Here is a 16,740-nt window from a genome sequence, read left to right as displayed (position 1 = left end):
AAACCGTTTCGCGAGCGGTCCTCCGGGCTCGGTACGATTCACAGCGCGCAGTGTTCGCTGTCGCGCCCCGTGAGTCAGGAGAGACCGGTGTCAGACGTCCGTGTGATCATCCAACGCGATTCCGAGCGGGAAGAGCGCGTGGTGACGACGGGCACTACGGCTGCCGAGCTCTTCCCCGGCGAGCGCACCGTCGTCGCCGCGCGTGTGGGCGGTGAGCTGAAGGACCTCGCCTACGAGATCGGTGAGGGTGAGGTCGTCGAGCCCGTCGAGATCTCCTCCGAGGACGGCCTCGCCATCCTGCGCCACTCCACCGCGCATGTGATGGCGCAGGCCGTGCAGGAGCTGCACCCGGAGGCCAAGCTGGGCATCGGCCCGCCGGTCAAGGACGGCTTCTACTACGACTTCGATGTCGAGACCCCCTTCACCCCCGATGACCTCAAGGCCATCGAGAAGAAGATGCAGGAGATCCAGAAGCGCGGGCAGCGGTTCTCGCGCCGGGTCACCAGCGACGAGGCCGCGCGCGAGGAGCTGGCCGGCGAGCCGTACAAGCTGGAGCTCATCGGCCTCAAGGGCAATGCCGCGCAGGCCGCCGACGGCGCCGACGCCGAGGTCGGTGCCGGCGAGCTGACCATCTACGACAACCTCGACGCCAAGACCGGCGAGCTGTGCTGGAAGGACCTCTGCCGGGGTCCGCACCTGCCCACCACCCGGAACATCCCGGCGTTCAAGCTCATGCGCTCGGCTGCCGCCTACTGGCGCGGCAGCGAGAAGAACCCGCAGCTCCAGCGCATCTACGGCACCGCGTGGCCGACCAAGGACGAGCTCAAGGCGTACCTGGAGTTCCTGGCCGAGGCCGAGAAGCGTGACCACCGCAAGCTCGGCACCGAGCTCGACCTGTTCTCCTTCCCGGACGAGCTGGGCCCGGGGCTCGCGGTCTTCCACCCCAGGGGTGGCGTGATCCGCAAGGAGATGGAGAACTACTCGCGCAAGCGGCACGAGGACTCCGGCTACGAGTTCGTGAACACCCCGCACATCTCGAAGGAGCATCTCTTCGAGATCTCGGGGCACCTGCCGAACTACTCCGACAGCATGTTCCCGCCCATCGAGTTCGACGGCCAGAACTACCGCCTCAAGGCCATGAACTGCCCGATGCACAACCTGATCTTCAAGGGTCGTGGGCGTTCCTACCGTGAACTGCCGCTGCGGCTCTTCGAGTTCGGGACCGTGTACCGGTACGAGAAGTCGGGCGTCGTGCATGGCCTGACCCGCTCGCGCGGTTTCACGCAGGACGACTCGCACATCTACTGCACCAAGGAGCAGATGGCCGGGGAGCTGGACTCGCTCCTCACCTTCGTGCTCGACCTGCTGCGCGACTACGGCCTGGCCGAGTTCGAGCTGGAACTGTCCACCCGCGACCCCGAGTCCGACAAGTTCATCGGCGAGGACGCGGAGTGGGAGGAGGCCACCGAGGCGCTGCGCGTGGCAGCGGAGAAGCAGGGGCTTCCGCTCGTGCCCGACCCGGGTGGCGCGGCCTACTACGGGCCGAAGATCTCCGTCCAGGCGAAGGACGCGATCGGCCGGTCCTGGCAGATGTCGACCATCCAGGTCGACTTCCAGCAGCCCAAGCGGTTCGGCCTGGAGTACACGTCGGCGGACGGCTCGCGCCAGCAGCCGGTCATGATCCACCGCGCGCTGTTCGGCTCGATCGAGCGGTTCTTCGCGGTGCTGCTGGAGCACTACGCGGGCGCGTTCCCGGCGTGGCTGGCGCCGGTGCAGGCGGTGGGCATCCCGATCGGCGACGCGCATGTGCCGTATCTCCAGGAGTTCGCCGAGGCGGCGAAGCGGAAGGGGCTCCGGGTCGAGGTGGACTCCTCCTCGGACCGGATGCAGAAGAAGATCAGGAACCATCAGAAGCTGAAGGTTCCGTTCATGATCATCGCGGGTGACGAGGACATGGCCAACGGTGCCGTCTCGTTCCGCTACCGCGACGGTTCGCAGGAGAACGGCATCCCGGTCGACGAGGCCATCGCGAAGATCGCGAAGGTCGTCGAGGAGCGCGTGCAGGTCTGACGTACCGGCGGCCGGCAGGAGGGGGCCCGGGAAAGCGTCAGCTTCCCGTGGCCCCCTCCTTGTCCTCCCGGTCGAAGACCTGGACCAGCCACGACGAGAACGAACCGGTCACCGCCCCCAGCAGCGCCACACCGCAGGCCATCAGGAACACCGCGAACAGCCTGCCGAGCGGCGTCACGGGCGTCACATCCCCGTAGCCGACAGTGGTGATCGCCGAGCAGGCCCACCACACCGCGTCGCCGAAGGTACGGATGGTGGCGCCCGGCGCGCCGCGCTCCTGCTGGTAGACGGCGAGCGCGGCGGCGAAGCTCAGCAGGCCGGAGGTGAGTCCCGCGTACGCCATCACCCGCCCGTACAGACTGAGCCGGGGGCGGTCCCGCCGACGCTGCACGGCCACATACGTGTTCACGATCCGCAGGGGGCGCAGCAGGGGCAGTACGAGGACGACGGTGTCCAGCCAGTGCGACCGTACGAACCGCAGACCCTGGCCGCTGAGCACCAGCCGTACCCCGAAGTCCAGGGCGAAGACTGCCCAGATCAGGAGGGCCAGGGACAGCGCGAGGTCGCGCCAGATCGGGTCGGGGCTCTGGTTCAGGACGCGTACCGCGTAGCAGGCGAGGAAGACCGGCGAGGCCAGGAGAAGGGGCAGATCCATGCGCCGGTCCCAGTGGCGCAGCCGGTCCGGTTCATTCTGGACATACATCGCCCCAGCATCCCGGGGGGCTTGAGGAACGGGCCCGGCGACACGCTTCGCGCCGTCGAAGTCATATGCTGCACACCATGACGAGTGAGCCGGAGCAGCAGATCGGAGTGGGGACCCAGGACGCGTTTCGGCGCCTGTGGACGCCCCATCGGATGGCCTACATCCAGGGCGAGAACAAGCCCACCGGGCCGGGCGCCGAGGACGGCTGTCCCTTCTGTTCCATCCCGTCCAAGTCCGACGAGGACGGCCTGATCATCGCCCGTGGTGAGCGGGTGTACGCGGTGCTCAACCTGTACCCGTACAACGGCGGGCATCTGATGGTCGTGCCCTTCCGGCATGTCGCCGACTACACCGAGCTGGACGAGGCCGAGACCGCCGAACTGGGCCTGCTCACCAAGCGTGCGATGACCGCGCTCCGTACGGCCTCCGGGGCGCACGGCTTCAACATCGGGATGAACCAGGGTGCTTCGGCCGGCGCCGGGATCGCCGCCCACCTGCACCAGCATGTGGTGCCGCGCTGGGGAGGCGACACCAACTTCATGCCCGTCGTCGGTCATACGAAGGTGCTGCCCCAGCTGCTGGCCGACACCCGCGCGATGCTCGCGGATGCCTGGCCCGTACAGCCGTAGCCCATCGTCCTGAGGGCCGTCGCTACGCGTCGTAGGCGTCGGCCTTCTTCGGGGACAGGTCCTGCACCGCGCCGCTGAGGGAGGACGACCGGCTGCTGAAGCGGTCGGTGTCCACGCCGTGCTCCTGGAGCACCTTCAGCGCCGCGTTGTGCGCCACCCGCAGCACCGGCGTCGCGGCGCGCATCGCGTCGTCGGCCATGAAGCGGTGACGCCAGGGCTGGTCGGCCCAGGCGTGCCGCAGGCCGAAGGGCTCCGGCAGCGACAGCTTGCCGCCGAGGAAGTCGAGGATCGGCGGATACCAGGTGAACGGCGCGCGCACCGCGAGCCGGACCGCTTCGCGCGGCGTGACCAGCGGCAGCGTGTGCGAGGTGGTCTCCCAGAACCGGACCGTCTTGGCGCGCGTGACGGTCTTCGGCGAGGACTTCGTCGTGAACAGGCCGTGGACCGGGCCCAGGGCGTGCCCCGTCACCTCGATCCGCAGCGTCTCGTGAAGGACGGTGACCGTGATCATCATGGTGATCACCAACTGGCCGTCCCAGAGGACGAACTGCACACCCAGATAGTGGCGGTTGCCACTGCCGAACTGCTGGTGGTTGCAGATCCGCTGTATCTCGTGGCTCTTGACCTGGTACGCCTCCACATCCTGACCGTCGGGCCGGGACACGGAACCGGCGCCCTCACCGACCGGCACCACGATCCAGTGCGTGACCGAAGGCTTCGGGAAACCACCGGAGTTGAGCGGGCCCCGCTCCAGCAGCTTCATCTGGTCGTGGATCGCCCGTATCACGTCATAGCTGCGGAACTGGTGGATGTCCTTGCCCGGCTCCTTGGAGACCAGCTCCTCCGCGAGCTGCCAGCTGCCCCAGCGGGTGCCCATGCCGAGTATCCCCTTGGGACCGGCGTAGAAGACCACGTTCGAGTGCTGCTCGGCGGTGAGCTGGTGCAGCCCTTGGCGCAGCGCCTCCCTGGCCGAGTCTCCCGGGTTGCCCGGGACGGCGTCGGGGATCTTGGCGCCGAGGCCGCCGCCGGAGAGGAGGTTGTCCCAGCGCAGGCGCAGATCCTTCGCGGTGGCCTCGCAGATCCGCTTGGCGAGCACCCAGCCGATGACGGGGGCGACGATCATGCCGCGCAGATACCAGCCCAGGACGCCGGTGAACGGCAGCTTGATCAGGAAGAGCACGGCCAGGACCGCCACTGCCGTCAGCAGGACGCCGCCCAGCAGGCCGGCCCGCTTGTCCTTCGATCCCGCCATGGTGCGGCGCAGCTGGAACACGGCCAGCCAGACCAGCAGACCGGGCAGGAAGAGCACCCCGAACAGCGCGGTCACCGCGGTCAGTTTCTTGTCCCGCTCCTTACGGATGTGCGTAGCGGCCAGGGCGTGCTCGACCACGGTCTGCGGCTCCATGCCGAAGGACTGGATCAGCGCGCCGCGGCCGCCACCGAGCGTCCGCATCTGCACGGCCCGGGAGAACGCCTCGCCCAGATTTGGCTCGAAGAGCGAGAACTTGCCCTTCGACACACCGGACTTGTGCCACTCGTTGTCGGCCTTGAGGATCTCCTCGACCGGACTGTCCCGGTACGCCGCCGAGGCGAGGGCGTGCGTCGCCGCCGTCTGCCCGGCCGCGCCCGTGAGCGGGACCTGTGCCCCCGGGCTGAAGTCGAATACGTTGTCCGCCACTGCCGCCCCCTCGCCGCCAAGCATCCGTTCGCCGGGGCCGGTTCCCGGCCCACGTGCCCCGCACACCTGCTGGAGCTGGGCACCACAGCGTAACCGGGCGGCACCGTTCGCGTCATGGGTCCTGGCTCTCTTCAGCCACCGGTTCGCTCTCCGGGCGGCCTCCGGCCGCGGGCGCGGGCGGGACCTCCACCGGGCCTTCGCCCCGGCGGCACCGGCCCGTCACGTGATCCGCACCAGGTCACCACCCGGCGACGTCTCCCCGGAGCCGCCCGCCGCACCAACTGTGCGGGATCGGCTACGCGTTGCTCGCCTCCCGTTCGTGGAACGTGTCGGCCACGGCGGGTGGAACGGCCGCGTGATGGCTGTACGAGCGGCTGAACCGGCCGGTGCCGTGCGAGACCGACCGCAGGTCCACGGCGTACCGCCCGATCTCCAGCTCCGGCACCTCGGCCTTGACCAAGGTCCTTCCCGGGCCCGCCTGTTCGGTGCCGACGACCCGGCCGCGCCGTCCCGACAGGTCGCTCATCACCGGCCCCACGTACTCGTCGGGGATCATGACCCGTACCTCGGCGACCGGCTCCAGCAGATGGATGGCGGCCTCGCCGGCCGCCTCCCGCAGCGCGAGGGCGCCGGCCGTCTGGAACGCGGCGTCGGAGGAGTCCACCGAGTGGGCCTTCCCGTCGAGCAGGGTGACCCGGATGTCGACCAGCGGATGGCCCGCCGCGCCCCCGCGCGCCGCCTGGATGCGGATGCCCTTCTCGACGGAGGGGATGAACTGCCGGGGCACCGCCCCGCCCACCACCTTGTCGACGAACTCGACACCGGACCCCGGAGGCAGCGGATCGACCTCGATCTCGCAGATCGCGAACTGGCCGTGGCCGCCGGACTGCTTCACATGACGGCCGCGACCCGCCGACTTCTCGCCGAAGGTCTCGCGCAGCGCGACCCGGTACGGTACGGCGTCCACCTGGACCCCGTACCGGCCGCGCAGCCGGTCCAGCGCCACATCCATGTGCGCCTCGCCCAGGCACCAGAGCACCACCTGACGCGTGTCCGGATTCTGCTCCAGGCGCATCGTCGGGTCCTCGGCCACCAGCCGGGCGAGCCCCTGGGACAGCTTGTCCTCGTCCGCCTTGCCGTGGGCCTCGACGGCGAGCGGCAGCAACGGGTCGGGCATGGTCCACGGCTCCATGAGCAGCGGATCGTCCTTGGCGGACAGGGTGTCCCCGGTCTCGGCGCGGGACAGCTTCCCGACGCAGGCGAGATCTCCGGCGACACAGTGGGCCAGCACGCGCTGCTGCTTGCCGAAGGGGGACGAGAGCGCGCCGGTCCGCTCGTCGACGTCGTGGTCCTCGTGGCCGCGGTCGGCGAGGCCGTGGCCCGAGACATGCACCAGTTCGTCCGGCCGCAGCGTGCCGGAGAAGACCCGTACGAGGGAGATCCTTCCGACGTACGGGTCGGAGGCGGTCTTGACCACCTCGGCGACCAGCGGACCCTGCGGATCGCAGCTGATCCCCGGGCGCGGGGTGCCGTCCGGGGTGGTGACCTCGGGGGCCGGGCGCTCCAGCGGGGTCGGGAAACCGCCGGTGATCAGGTCGAGCAGCTCGACGGTTCCCAGCCCCTGGCGGGCACCGTCCGGAGCGGGAGCCGCCGCGAGCACCGGATGGAAGATGCCGCGCGCCACCGCCTTCTCCAGGTCCGCGATCAGCGTCTTGACGTCGACCACGCCGCCGCCGAGGTAGTGGTCCATGAGGGTCTCGTCCTCGCTCTCGGCGATGATCCCCTCGATCAGCCGGCCGCGGGCCTCCTCGATCAGTGGCAGCCGGCCCGGATCGGGCGGATTCTCCCGGCGCTCCCCGGACGAGTAGTCGAAGATCTTCTGGGAGAGCAGCCCGGTCAGCCCGGTGACCGGGGCGTGCCCGTCGGGGCCCTGAGCGCCGTACACCGGCAGATACAGCGGCAGTACGGCGTCGGGATCGTCCCCGCCGAAGATCCGCGCGCAGATCCGGGTCATCTCGTCGAAGCCGGTGCGCGCCGTGTCCAGATGCGTGACGACGATCGCGCGCGGCATGCCGACCGCCGCGCACTCCTCCCAGACGGTGCGGGTCGTACCCGCCACGGCCTGAGCCTCCTGCGCGGCCGACACAACGAAAAGGGCCGCGTCCGCTGCCCGCAGACCGGCCCTGAGTTCCCCGACGAAATCGGCATAGCCGGGAGTGTCCAGCACATTGATCTTGTACCCGCCCCATTCCAGGGGGACGAGCGAGAGCTGTACGGAACGCTGCCGGCGGTGCTCGATCTCGTCGTAGTCGGAGACCGTCGCCCCGTCCTCGACCCGGCCCGCCCGGTTGACCGCCCCCGCGGTGAGCGCGAGGGCCTCGACGAGGGTGGTCTTTCCCGAGCCGCTGTGGCCGACCAGCACCACGTTCCGTACCGACGAGGGACGGTCGGCCGTCGCCCCCCTGCCGGCGGCCCCGGGGTGTGTATGCGCCTTGTCGCCCATGATTCCTGCCTCCCGATCGTTTTCACGGTGAGGGTTGGAGAGAGAAGTGAGGCGCGGTCCGCAGGAGCCGCGCGGCAGCTCCGGCGATGCCCGCGGTGGTCCTTCGAGCTTCGCACTCCCGCCATGGTGCGTCCATACGTCGTACCCGCAGGCCTGATGCGGGTGCCCACCGGTACGGTGTGGCGGTCCTGGCTACGATGGGTCAGCCGGTGGCCGTAGGGGCCGCTCGGCCCACCGAACCTCGGGAAGGCCATGCTGAACAAGTACGCGCGTGCATTCTTCACGCGTGTCCTCACACCGTTCGCCGCATTTCTTCTCCGTCGTGGAGTCAGTCCGGATGCGGTCACGCTCATCGGTACGGCCGGAGTGATGGTGGGTGCGCTGGTCTTCTTCCCTCGCGGGGAGTTCTTCTGGGGCACCATCGTCATCACGATCTTCGTCTTCTCCGACCTCCTCGACGGCAATATGGCCCGGCAGGCGGGGATCTCCAGCCGCTGGGGCGCCTTCCTGGACTCGACCCTGGACCGGGTCGCCGACGGCGCCGTCTTCGGCGGCTTCGCGCTCTGGTACGCGGGCACCGGCGACAACAACGCGCTGTGCGCCGTCGCGATCTTCTGCCTGGCCAGTGGCCAAGTCGTCTCGTACACCAAGGCACGCGGCGAGTCCATCGGTCTGCCGGTGGCCGTCAACGGTCTGGTGGAGCGCGCCGAACGGCTGGTCATCTCCCTCGTCGCGGCCGGTCTCGCAGGGCTGCACACCTTCGGCGTCCCCGGCATCGACATCCTGCTGCCGATCGCGCTGTGGATCGTGGCCGTGGGCAGCCTGGTGACGCTCGGGCAGCGCGTCGTCACCGTACGGCGCGAAGCGGCCCAGGCCGACGCGGAGTCCGGGACCCCGCGGGGAAGCGGGGCAGCGTCATGAGCGCCGCGAAGGACCGGATGACGGACGCGCTGTACGGACTCGGCTGGGGCGTGGTCAAGAAGCTCCCCGAGCCGGTGGCCAAGGCCCTCGGCCGCACCATCGCCGACCTGGTGTGGAAGCGGCGCGGCAAGAGCGTGCTGCGCCTGGAGTCCAACCTGGCCCGCGTGGTGCCCGACGCCGGGCCCGAGCGGCTCGCCGAGCTGTCGAAGGCCGGCATGCGGTCGTACATGCGCTACTGGATGGAGTCGTTCCGGCTGCCCTCCTGGAGCAGGGAGCGGGTGAGCGACGGCGTCGAGATCAAGGACATAGCCTTCATGACCGATGCCCTCGCCGCCGGGCGGGGCGTCGTCCTGGCGCTGCCCCACATGGCCAACTGGGACCTCGCCGGAGCCTGGCTCACCCGGCAGGGCGTGCCCTTCACGACGGTCGCCGAACGGCTCGAACCGGCAACGCTGTACGACCGGTTCGTCGCCTACCGCGAGGGCCTCGGCATGGAAGTACTGCCGCACACCGGCGGCTCCGCCTTCGGCACGCTCGCACGGCGGCTGCGGGACGGCGGCCTGGTCTGTCTGGTCGCCGACCGCGATCTGTCGGAGTCCGGCGTCGAGGTCGACTTCTTCGGCGACACGGCCCGGATGCCGGCCGGCCCCGGTCTGCTGGCCCAGCAGACCGGGGCGCTGCTGATGCCGGTGGCCCTGTGGTTCGACGATTCACAAGTGATGCGCGGGCGGGTGTACCCGCCGGTCGACGTGCCCGAGACGGGGACCCGCGCCGAGAAGACGTCGGTGATGACGCAGGCGATGGCCGACGCCTTCGCCACCGGAATCGCCGAACACCCGGAGGACTGGCACATGTTGCAGCGGTTGTGGCTCGCGGACCTCGAACCCCGCGCGGACGAGCCGGTCGGGGGGCCCCGGTGAAGATCGGCATCGTCTGCCCGTACTCCTGGGATGTGCCGGGCGGCGTCCAGTTCCACATCCGGGACCTGGCGGAGCACCTGATCCGGCTGGGCCACGAGGTGTCCGTCCTGGCCCCCGCGGACGACGAGACCCCGCTGCCGCCGTACGTCGTCTCCGCCGGCCGCGCCGTCCCCGTGCCGTACAACGGCTCGGTAGCCCGGCTGAACTTCGGCTTCCTCTCGGCCGCGCGGGTGCGGCGCTGGCTGCACGACGGCACGTTCGACGTGATCCACATCCACGAGCCGGCCTCCCCGTCGCTGGGCCTGCTCTCCTGCTGGGCCGCGCAGGGCCCGATCGTCGCGACCTTCCACACGTCCAACCCGCGCTCCCGCGCGATGATCGCCGCGTACCCGATCCTCCAGCCCGCCCTGGAGAAGATCAGCGCGCGGATCGCCGTGAGCGAGTACGCGCGGCGGACGCTGGTGGAGCACCTGGGCGGTGACGCCGTGGTCATCCCGAACGGCGTCGACGTCGACTTCTTCGCCAAGGCCGAGATCAACCCGGCGTGGCAAGGGCGCACGATCGGCTTCATAGGGCGGATCGACGAGCCGCGCAAGGGGCTCCCGGTGCTGATGAGGGCCCTGCCGAAGATCCTCGCCACCTATCCGGAGACACGGCTGCTGGTGGCGGGGCGCGGCGACGAGAAGGAAGCGGTGGAATCGCTGCCCGAGGAGATGCGGGCGCGGGTCGAGTTCCTCGGGATGGTCAGCGACGAGGACAAGGCGCGGCTGCTGCGCAGTGTCGACCTGTACATCGCGCCCAACACGGGCGGCGAGAGTTTCGGCATCATCCTCGTCGAGGCGCTGTCGGCGGGCGCGGCCGTCCTGGCGAGCGACCTGGACGCGTTCGCGCAGGTCCTGGACCAGGGCGCGGCGGGCGAACTCTTCACGAACGAGGACGCGGACGCGCTGGCGGGCGCGACGGTACGACTGCTGGGTGACGCGGAGCGGCGCGCGGAGCTGCGGGAGCGGGGGAGCGCGCATGTGCGGCGCTTCGACTGGTCGACGGTGGGGGCGGACATTCTGGCGGTGTACGAGACGGTGACGGACGGCGCGGCGTCGGTGGCGACGGACGAACGAACGGGCCTGCGGGCGAGGTTCGGGCTGGCGCGCGACTGAACGCGGTACGCCGTCCGGCGGGGGCCGTGGTTTGGGGGTGCGTTGTTGGCGGGGGCGCGGTTTTCGTGTGCGGGTTGTTGCCGGGTGCCGCGCAGGGGCCATGTCCTGCACTGCATGATTTACGGCACGTGCGGACCGGATCTCGGCGTACTGGTTGTCGTGCGCCACAAATCACGCTTTACGTTCCGGACACGACCCCTGCGCGGCCCCCTTCACCGCCCGCCACAGACCACCCCCACCGGGCAGGCGGGCGGAGAGGGATGTCCCACCGGCCGGCAGACGGGGAACCGGCGGGAGGGGGGCGGGGTCGCAGGAGGTGATGTGTCCGGACGTAGAGCGTGATTTGTGGCGCTGCTCGGCCCGCACTCCAAAACAAGCCCGCACGCGCCGTAAATCATGCAGTCCGGACATGCGCCTCCGGAGGCCCCGGGCCCCGCACCACCCACACACCGCACCGCACCCCGTCCCCCCGCCGGAAGGCGATACCGTTGGCGTCCGTGATCGAAACCCTTGTCTGGATCGTCGTGGCCGTCGTCGCGATCGGCCTCTACCTCAGCTGGACCGCCGGCCGTCTCGACCGCCTGCACACCCGTATCGACGCCGCCCGCGCCGCCCTCGACGCGCAGTTGCTCCGGCGCGCCTCGGTCACCCAGGAGTTGGCCACCTCGAACGTGCTGGATCCCGCCGCGTCCCTCCTGCTGTACGAGGCCGCGCACGCCGCACGGCAGGCCGAGGAGGACCAGCGGGAGGTCGCGGAGAGTGAGCTGAGCCAGGCGCTGCGCGCCGTGTTCGGGGAAGCCGCGCAGGTCGAGGTCGTACAGGCGGCTCCCGGTGGCGAGGCTGCGGCGGGTGAACTCGCCGCCGCGGTACGGCGCGTACCGATGGCCCGACGGTTCCACAACGACGCCGTACGGGCCGCCCGAGCCCTGCGCAGGCACCGTAAGGTCCGCTGGTTCCGGCTCGCCGGACACGCGCCGTTTCCGCTCGCATTCGAGATGGACGACGAGCCGCCCGTCGCGCTGGCGGACCGGCCGGGGACCTGAGCCAGTACGGGGACATGACCGGCCGGGGACCTGACCTGGCGGAGGTCCGGGGCGAGGAGAACGATCCACCGGCCCGCCATTGGCCCTTGCTGGGGGCCGGTCCCGAGGCGTTCTCTGGTGGGGCAGTTCTCCATCGTTTTCAGCCTGTGAGGTCGCTTCGTGTCCAGCTCGCTCCCCACCACCCCCCAGTCCGTGGAAAACGCCGCGACCGGTACCGCACGCGTCAAGCGCGGCATGGCCGAGCAGCTCAAGGGCGGCGTGATCATGGACGTCGTCACGCCCGAGCAGGCGAAGATCGCGGAGGACGCCGGCGCGGTCGCCGTCATGGCGCTGGAGCGGGTTCCCGCCGACATCCGTAAGGACGGCGGCGTCGCCCGGATGTCCGACCCGGACATGATCGAGGGCATCATCGAGGCCGTCTCGATCCCGGTCATGGCCAAGTCCCGGATCGGCCACTTCGTCGAGGCGCAGGTCCTTCAGTCCCTCGGCGTGGACTACATCGACGAGTCCGAGGTGCTGACCCCGGCCGACGAGGTCAACCACTCCGACAAGTGGGCGTTCACCACGCCCTTCGTCTGTGGCGCCACCAATCTGGGCGAGGCTCTGCGCCGGATCGCCGAGGGCGCGGCCATGATCCGCTCCAAGGGCGAGGCCGGTACGGGCAATGTCGTCGAGGCGGTGCGGCACCTGCGTCAGATCAAGAACGAGATCGCCCGGCTGCGCGGCTACGACAACAACGAGCTGTACGCCGCCGCCAAGGAACTGCGCGCGCCGTACGAGATCGTCAAGGAGGTCGCCGAGCTCGGCAAGCTGCCGGTCGTGCTGTTCTCCGCCGGTGGTGTCGCCACTCCCGCGGACGCCGCGCTGATGCGTCAGCTCGGCGCCGAGGGTGTCTTCGTCGGCTCCGGCATCTTCAAGTCCGGTGACCCGGCCAAGCGCGCCGCCGCGATCGTGCGGGCCACCACCTTCTTCGACGACCCGAAGACCATCGCGGAGGCGTCCCGGGATCTGGGCGAGGCCATGGTCGGCATCAACTGCGACACGCTTCCCGAGGCCGAGCGCTACGCGAACCGTGGCTGGTAAGCACCGATGAGCACACCGGTGATCGGGGTCCTGGCTCTCCAGGGCGACGTACGGGAGCATCTGGCGGCCCTGACCGCGGCGGGCGCCGTGGCCAGGACCGTACGGCGTCCCGAGGAGCTGGACGGGGTCGAGGGGCTGGTGATCCCGGGTGGCGAGTCCACGACGATGTCCAAGCTGGCCGTGCTGTTCGGGATGCTGGAGCCGCTGCGTACGCGGGTACGGGCCGGGATGCCGGTGTACGGCACCTGCGCCGGGATGATCATGGTCGCGGAGAAGATCCTGGATCCCCGCTCGGGCCAGGAGACCATCGGCGGCATCGACATGATCGTCCGGCGGAACGCCTTCGGGCGGCAGAACGAGTCCTTCGAGGCGGCCGTGGAGGTCGCCGGTATCGACGGCGGTCCGGTCGAGGGTGTCTTCATCCGGGCGCCCTGGGTCGAGTCGGTGGGCGCCGAGGTCCAGGTGCTCGCCGAGTACGGGGGCCATGTCGTCGCCGTACGTCAGGGCAATGCCCTCGCGACGTCGTTCCACCCGGAGCTCACGGGAGACCACCGGCTGCACCGGTTCTTCGGTGACATGGTGCGCTCCGCACGGTGACGGGATCCCGGTAGGATCTCTGCCGAACGGAGCAGAACCGGTTACGCGAAGGAGACAGGCAGATGTCCGGCCACTCTAAATGGGCTACGACGAAGCACAAGAAGGCCGTGATCGATGCCAAGCGCGGCAAGCTCTTCGCGAAGCTGATCAAGAACATCGAGGTCGCGGCGCGTACCGGCGGCGCCGACGTGGACGGTAACCCGACTCTCTTCGACGCCATCCAGAAGGCGAAGAAGAGCTCGGTACCGAACAAGAACATCGAATCGGCGGTCAAGCGCGGTGCCGGCCTGGAGGCCGGCGGCGCCGACTACGAGACGATCATGTACGAGGGCTACGGCCCGAACGGTGTCGCGGTGCTGATCGAGTGCCTGACCGACAACCGCAACCGCGCGGCCTCCGACGTACGGGTCGCGATGACCCGCAACGGCGGCTCGATGGCCGACCCGGGCTCCGTCTCGTACCTCTTCAACCGCAAGGGCGTCGTGATCGTCCCCAAGGGTGAGCTGGGCGAGGACGATGTCCTGGGCGCCGTGCTGGACGCGGGCGCGGAGGAGGTCAACGACCTCGGTGAGTCCTTCGAGGTGCTCAGCGAGGCCACCGACCTGGTCGCGGTCCGTACCGGGCTCCAGGAGGCCGGCATCGACTACGACTCCGCCGACGCCAACTTCGTCCCGACCATGCAGGTCGAACTGGACGAGGAGGGCGCCCGCAAGATCTTCAAGCTGATCGACGCCCTTGAGGACAGCGACGACGTGCAGAACGTCTTCGCCAACTTCGACGTCTCGGACGAAGTGATGGAGAAGGTCGACGCCTGACGCGGCCTCACCTGACGGCCGACGGGGACATGTCCACCCGTCGGCCGGCCGCGGCCCCTCGTCGAGCGCTTTCGCACACTCCCCTCGATGTCTGCCCGTCGCGTTGTCAGTGGCGACGGATACTGTGCCGATCAGGGGTTCCGCCCGAGGGCGGAACGGGTGATCGAACGGAGTGGGGCGCTATGCGGGTTCTGGGTGTTGACCCCGGACTGACCCGGTGCGGAGTGGGCGTCGTCGAGGGCACGGCCGGACGGCCGCTGACGATGCTCGGTGTCGGCGTGGTCCGTACGACCGCGGACGCGGAGATCGGGCCCCGGCTGGTCGCCATCGAGCAGGGCATAGAGGCCTGGCTCGACGAGCACCGGCCCGAACTCGTCGCGGTGGAGCGGGTGTTCGCCCAGCACAATGTCCGTACGGTCATGGGTACCGCCCAGGCCAGCGCGGTCGCCATGCTCTGCGCGTCGAGGCGCGGCATCCCCGTCGCCCTGCACACCCCCAGCGAGGTCAAGGCCGCCGTCACCGGCAGCGGTCGCGCGGACAAGGCACAGGTCGGGGCCATGGTGACCCGGCTGCTGCGGCTCGCCGCCCCGCCGAAGCCGGCCGACGCCGCGGACGCCCTCGCGCTCGCCATCTGTCATATCTGGCGTGCCCCCGCCATGAACCGCCTCCAGCAGGCGCAGGCGGCGGCCCGTTCCTCCCGTATCCCCACCACCACATCCGTACGGAAGGTCACGCGATGATCGCCTTCGTCAGCGGCCCGGTCGCCGCCCTCGCCCCGACCACCGCCGTGATCGAGGTCGGCGGCATCGGCATGGCGGTCCAGTGCACCCCCGGCACCCTCGCCGACCTGCGTATCGGCCAGGACGCCAAGCTCGCCACCTCCCTGGTCGTACGGGAGGACTCACTGACCCTGTACGGCTTCGCCGACGACGACGAGCGCCAGGTGTTCGAGCTGTTGCAGACGGCCAGCGGGGTCGGGCCCCGGCTGGCCCAGGCGATGCTCGCCGTACACGCCCCGGACGCACTGCGCCGCGCCGTCTCCACGGGGGACGAGAAGGCGCTGACCGCCGTCCCCGGTATCGGGAAGAGGGGCGCGCAGAAGCTTCTTCTGGAGCTCAAGGACCGGCTCGGCGAGCCGGTCGGCGCCACCGTCGGCCGCCAGGGCATCGGCACCACCGTCTCCGTCTCCTGGAGCGACCAGCTGCACGCGGCCCTGATCGGCCTCGGCTACGCCACCCGCGAGGCCGACGAGGCGGTCACCCTGGTCACACCCCAGGCCGAGGCCGCCGTGGCCGAGGGGACCCAGCCTCCCGTACCGCAGCTGCTGCGCGCCGCGCTCCAGAGCCTGAACAGAACGCGCTGAGCCGGCGCCGGCTCCCCGACCGTGCCGTACTCCATGGGACCGTCCCACGACGGTCCCGCTCCCCGAGGTGAAACTGAGTGAACTGGGACGACACCAGCAGCGAGGCGCCGATGCCGGCCGAGGCGGCCGAGCGGCTCGTCGGCGCGTCCGCCGATGGCGAGGACCAGGCGGTCGAGGCGGCGCTGCGGCCCAAGTCGCTGGACGAGTTCGTGGGCCAGGAGCGGGTGCGTGAACAGCTCGACCTGGTGCTCAAGGCGGCTCGGGCCCGCGGCGCCACCGCCGACCACGTACTGCTCTCCGGGGCGCCGGGACTCGGCAAGACCACCCTCTCCATGATCATCGCGTCCGAGATGAACGCCCCGATCCGGATCACCTCGGGCCCCGCCATCCAGCACGCCGGTGATCTCGCCGCGATCCTCTCCTCCCTCCAGGAGGGTGAGGTCCTCTTCCTGGACGAGATCCACCGGATGTCCCGGCCCGCCGAGGAAATGCTGTACATGGCGATGGAGGACTTCCGGGTCGACGTCATCGTCGGCAAGGGGCCGGGCGCCACCGCCATCCCCCTGGAGCTGCCGCCGTTCACCCTGGTCGGCGCCACCACCCGGGCCGGACTGCTGCCGCCACCGCTGCGTGACCGCTTCGGTTTCACCGGGCACATGGAGTTCTACGAGAGCACCGAGCTGGAGCGCGTCATCTACCGCTCCGCCCAGCTCCTCGATCTGGAGATCGACACCGACGGCGCGGCCGAGATCGCCGGCCGCTCCCGGGGCACGCCCCGTATCGCCAACCGGCTGCTGCGCCGCGTCCGCGACTACGCGCAGGTCAAGGTCGACGGAAACATCACCCGTGAGGTGGCTTCCGCGGCCCTTCAGGTGTACGAGGTCGACGAGCGTGGACTCGACCGGCTGGACCGGGCGGTGCTCCAGGCGCTGCTCAAGCTCTTCGGAGGCGGACCCGTGGGCCTGTCGACCCTGGCGGTGGCCGTGGGGGAGGAGCGCGAGACGGTGGAGGAGGTCGCCGAGCCCTTTCTGGTACGGGAGGGCCTGCTGGCGCGCACTCCGCGTGGCCGGGTGGCCACGCCCGCCGCCTGGGCGCACCTCGGACTCGCGCCGCCGCGGCAGGCCGCCGGTTCCGGTGGGCAACCCGGCCTGTTCGGGGCGTGACGGGAAGCGGCGCCGTCCGGTCAGGAACCCAGGCGCCTCGCCGGGCGTTGTTCCAACGATGCGGACTCGCTTAGACTCCGCCGATGCCGCCCTTC

15 protein-coding genes are annotated in these 16,740 nt (G+C 70.2%); 12 read left to right on the top strand and 3 right to left on the bottom strand.

Annotation, left to right across the window (positions count from 1 at the left end; genetic code table 11):
• The first annotated feature begins 87 nt into the window (after positions 1-87).
• On the top strand, positions 88-2,070 hold the full coding sequence (gene thrS, locus ACIOJD_RS29320; RefSeq protein ID WP_401919032.1) for a threonine--tRNA ligase: 1,983 nt from the start codon (positions 88-90) through the stop codon (positions 2,068-2,070).
• 37 nt (positions 2,071-2,107) lie between these two features.
• On the opposite strand, the gene ACIOJD_RS29315 is transcribed toward thrS, so the two are convergent.
• The gene (locus tag ACIOJD_RS29315; RefSeq protein WP_401919030.1) at positions 2,108-2,773 is read right to left on the bottom strand and encodes a potassium channel family protein; all 666 of its coding nucleotides are present in this window, start codon (positions 2,771-2,773) and stop codon (positions 2,108-2,110) included.
• A gap of 65 nt (positions 2,774-2,838) precedes the next feature.
• Here ACIOJD_RS29315 and ACIOJD_RS29310 point away from each other — a divergent pair, with 65 nt between their 5' ends.
• Complete coding sequence (locus ACIOJD_RS29310) at positions 2,839-3,402, top strand: HIT family protein (RefSeq protein WP_401919028.1); 564 nt, start codon at positions 2,839-2,841, stop codon at positions 3,400-3,402.
• Between the two features lie 22 nt (positions 3,403-3,424).
• Here ACIOJD_RS29310 and ACIOJD_RS29305 read toward each other — a convergent pair whose 3' ends face one another.
• Together ACIOJD_RS29305 and ACIOJD_RS29300 are read right to left on the bottom strand one after the other, a co-directional pair.
• Positions 3,425-5,080: a hypothetical protein gene (locus tag ACIOJD_RS29305; RefSeq protein ID WP_401919026.1), complete on the bottom strand. Its 1,656-nt coding sequence runs from the start codon at positions 5,078-5,080 to the stop codon at positions 3,425-3,427.
• Positions 5,081-5,375: 295 nt separating this feature from the next.
• Complete coding sequence (locus ACIOJD_RS29300) at positions 5,376-7,583, bottom strand: elongation factor G-like protein EF-G2 (protein WP_401919024.1); 2,208 nt, start codon at positions 7,581-7,583, stop codon at positions 5,376-5,378.
• A 252-nt stretch (positions 7,584-7,835) separates the two neighbouring features.
• Here ACIOJD_RS29300 and pgsA point away from each other — a divergent pair, with 252 nt between their 5' ends.
• From pgsA to ruvB, 10 genes are all read left to right on the top strand, one after another.
• The gene (pgsA, locus tag ACIOJD_RS29295; RefSeq protein ID WP_401919022.1) at positions 7,836-8,504 is read left to right on the top strand and encodes a phosphatidylinositol phosphate synthase; all 669 of its coding nucleotides are present in this window, start codon (positions 7,836-7,838) and stop codon (positions 8,502-8,504) included.
• Positions 8,501-9,424: a phosphatidylinositol mannoside acyltransferase gene (locus ACIOJD_RS29290; protein ID WP_401919020.1), complete on the top strand. Its 924-nt coding sequence runs from the start codon at positions 8,501-8,503 to the stop codon at positions 9,422-9,424. The genes pgsA and ACIOJD_RS29290 overlap by 4 nt, the downstream gene beginning before the upstream one ends.
• A complete protein-coding gene (locus ACIOJD_RS29285; RefSeq protein ID WP_401919018.1) occupies positions 9,421-10,581 on the top strand; it encodes a glycosyltransferase family 4 protein in 1,161 nt (386 codons plus the stop codon). Before ACIOJD_RS29290 ends, ACIOJD_RS29285 begins: the two co-directional genes overlap by 4 nt.
• Before the next feature lie 497 nt (positions 10,582-11,078).
• Complete coding sequence (locus ACIOJD_RS29280; protein ID WP_401883210.1) at positions 11,079-11,624, top strand: hypothetical protein; 546 nt, start codon at positions 11,079-11,081, stop codon at positions 11,622-11,624.
• 159 nt (positions 11,625-11,783) lie between these two features.
• Positions 11,784-12,707, top strand: a complete 924-nt coding sequence (pdxS, locus tag ACIOJD_RS29275) for a pyridoxal 5'-phosphate synthase lyase subunit PdxS (RefSeq protein ID WP_401919016.1) — start codon at positions 11,784-11,786, stop codon at positions 12,705-12,707.
• A 6-nt stretch (positions 12,708-12,713) separates the two neighbouring features.
• Entirely contained in the window at positions 12,714-13,304 is a 591-nt protein-coding gene (gene pdxT / locus ACIOJD_RS29270) for a pyridoxal 5'-phosphate synthase glutaminase subunit PdxT (RefSeq protein WP_401919014.1), read from the top strand.
• Positions 13,305-13,366: 62 nt separating this feature from the next.
• Entirely contained in the window at positions 13,367-14,119 is a 753-nt protein-coding gene (locus ACIOJD_RS29265; protein ID WP_401883202.1) for a YebC/PmpR family DNA-binding transcriptional regulator, read from the top strand.
• Positions 14,120-14,301: 182 nt separating this feature from the next.
• Positions 14,302-14,859 carry a crossover junction endodeoxyribonuclease RuvC gene (gene ruvC, locus ACIOJD_RS29260; protein ID WP_401919011.1) on the top strand — a complete coding sequence of 186 codons (558 nt, stop codon included), beginning with the start codon at positions 14,302-14,304 and terminating at the stop codon, positions 14,857-14,859.
• Positions 14,856-15,482, top strand: a complete 627-nt coding sequence (gene ruvA / locus ACIOJD_RS29255) for a Holliday junction branch migration protein RuvA (RefSeq protein ID WP_401919009.1) — start codon at positions 14,856-14,858, stop codon at positions 15,480-15,482. Before ruvC ends, ruvA begins: the two co-directional genes overlap by 4 nt.
• Before the next feature lie 77 nt (positions 15,483-15,559).
• Positions 15,560-16,645 (top strand): Holliday junction branch migration DNA helicase RuvB, encoded by a 1,086-nt coding sequence (ruvB, locus tag ACIOJD_RS29250; RefSeq protein ID WP_401919007.1) that lies wholly within the window; start codon positions 15,560-15,562, stop codon positions 16,643-16,645.
• Positions 16,646-16,740: the final 95 nt, after the last annotated feature.

The sequence above is a fragment of the Streptomyces sp. NPDC088116 genome, from assembly GCF_044741745.1.
GTDB lineage: Bacteria > Actinomycetota > Actinomycetes > Streptomycetales > Streptomycetaceae > Streptomyces.
The sequence above is the reverse complement of the archived record's forward strand: the minus strand, read 5'-3'. Positions and strand labels throughout refer to the sequence as shown.